The sequence below is a fragment of the Nonomuraea sp. NPDC001684 genome (genome assembly GCF_053596515.1).
Genome location: NZ_JBSFGJ010000844.1, coordinates 1 through 1,659, shown reverse-complemented (window position 1 = coordinate 1,659; position 1,659 = coordinate 1). Strand labels below are relative to the sequence as shown.

At 72.4% G+C, this 1,659-nt stretch carries 3 protein-coding genes; 2 read left to right on the top strand and 1 reads right to left on the bottom strand.

Features of this window, described 5'->3' with window-relative positions; all coding sequences use genetic code 11:
• Positions 1 to 248 (bottom strand): class I SAM-dependent methyltransferase (locus ACWCSD_RS52410; RefSeq protein ID WP_449927383.1); only part of this gene is annotated, 248 nt, incomplete at its 3' end.
• 124 nt (positions 249 to 372) lie between these two features.
• Here ACWCSD_RS52410 and def point away from each other — a divergent pair.
• Positions 373 to 939 carry a peptide deformylase gene (def, locus tag ACWCSD_RS52405; RefSeq protein ID WP_397156505.1) on the top strand — a complete coding sequence of 189 codons (567 nt, stop codon included), beginning with the start codon at positions 373 to 375 and terminating at the stop codon, positions 937 to 939.
• Between the two features lie 7 nt (positions 940 to 946).
• On the top strand, positions 947 to 1,567 hold the full coding sequence (locus ACWCSD_RS52400; protein ID WP_449927379.1) for a helix-turn-helix domain-containing protein: 621 nt from the start codon (positions 947 to 949) through the stop codon (positions 1,565 to 1,567).
• Positions 1,568 to 1,659 lie beyond the last annotated feature (92 nt).

Below are 1,659 nucleotides of genomic sequence, written 5' to 3'. Positions count from 1 at the left end.
CCCAGCCCGCGCGCGCCGATCTCGGCCCTGGCCAGCGCCAGCGCCTCCTCGGTCACCTCCGACGCCGTCACGTGGGCCACCAGCGCGGCCAGGTCCGCGGTGATCGTGCCGGGCCCGCTGCCCACGTCGAGGACCTTCATCGCGGGCCGCAGGTGCGGCAGCAGGTAGGCGGCCGAGTTCTCCGCCGTGCGCCACCGGTGCGAGCGCAGGACGGACTCGTGGTGCCCATGGGTGTAGACGGCGTCCATCGAAAGACTCCTTCACGACGATGTGTGCCCCGACCCTAGCGCGAGTCTCATCTGTCGAGAGGATGTGTCTTTCTATATGAGACGGCGTCGTGCGTCCGGCGTCGCTCATAGACTGGTCGCGGCAATGTCCTGGCAAAAGGAAGGCGTGGTCGTGGGAGAGGTCCGGCCGATCGTGCACGTGGGCGATCCGGTGCTGCACAATCCGTGCGAGCCGGTCACCCGGTTCGACGGCGAGCTGGCGGCGCTGGTCGACGACATGTTCGCGAGCATGTACGCGGCCGAGGGCGTGGGCCTGGCCGCCAACCAGATCGGCGTGCCACTGCGCGTGTTCGTCTACGACTGCCCCGACGCCGAGGGCGTCGCCCACAAGGGCGTCGTGGTCAACCCGGCCCTGGAGCTGCCCGGCCTCGGCGAGCGCCGCCTCGACCCCGACGACGAGGGCTGCCTGTCGGTGCCCGGCCAGTTCGCCCCGCTCCCCCGGCCCGACCACGCCACCGTCCACGGCTTCGACGCCGAGGGGCGGCCGGTCACGGTCGAGGGCACCGGCCTGCTGGCCCGCTGCCTCCAGCACGAGACCGACCACCTCGACGGCTACCTGTACATCGACCGCCTGCCGGCCAAACGCCGCAAGCAGGTGTTGGCAGCCTACGAGCAGACCATGGCCGCTAAAGCGGACGTTTCTCCGCTATAGTGGAGGAATGCAAGGTGAAGGCGTCCTGTCCAGCGGGCTGTCCCTGGCCGAGCTGGGCGGGCGCATCCGCGCCGAGCGGCGCGGGCGCGGGTTGTCCGTCGAGCGCCTGGCCGAGCTGAGCGGCATCAGCCGGAGCATGGTCTCCGACGTCGAGCGCGGCGCGAAGTCGCCGACCGTGCTGGTGCTCGACCGGCTGGCCACGGCCCTCGGCACGTCGATCTCCCGGCTGCTCGACGAACCGACGCGCGAGGACGTGCGCGTGCTGCGGCACGACCGGCAGCGGGTGCTGCGCGACCCGTCCGGCTGGGAACGGCGGGTGTTGTCGCCGGTGCTGGCCGACGTGGAGTTCGAGTTCATGCGGACCACGATCGGCCCCGGCGTGGACGCGGGCGAGTTCGCCCCGCACGCCCCGGGCTCGCGCGAGTACCTGGCCGTCGAGCGCGGCACGCTGCGCCTGACGATCGACGACCGGCCGTACGAGCTGGCGGCCGGCGACTCGGCCGCCTACCCCGGCGACCACCGCCACGCCTTCGCCAACGACGGGACCGCCGACTGCGTCTTCTACCTGGCCATGGAGCTGGGTGGCGGCGGCCACCACGAGACCTGGAGGGAATCCCCGCATGGATGAGCTGCGCCGCGCCGGCGTCAGGGCGGCCGAGATCGTGGCCGCCCATCTGGAGGGCGTCCCGGCCGGGCCGGTGTGGCGGCCGGTGCCCGACG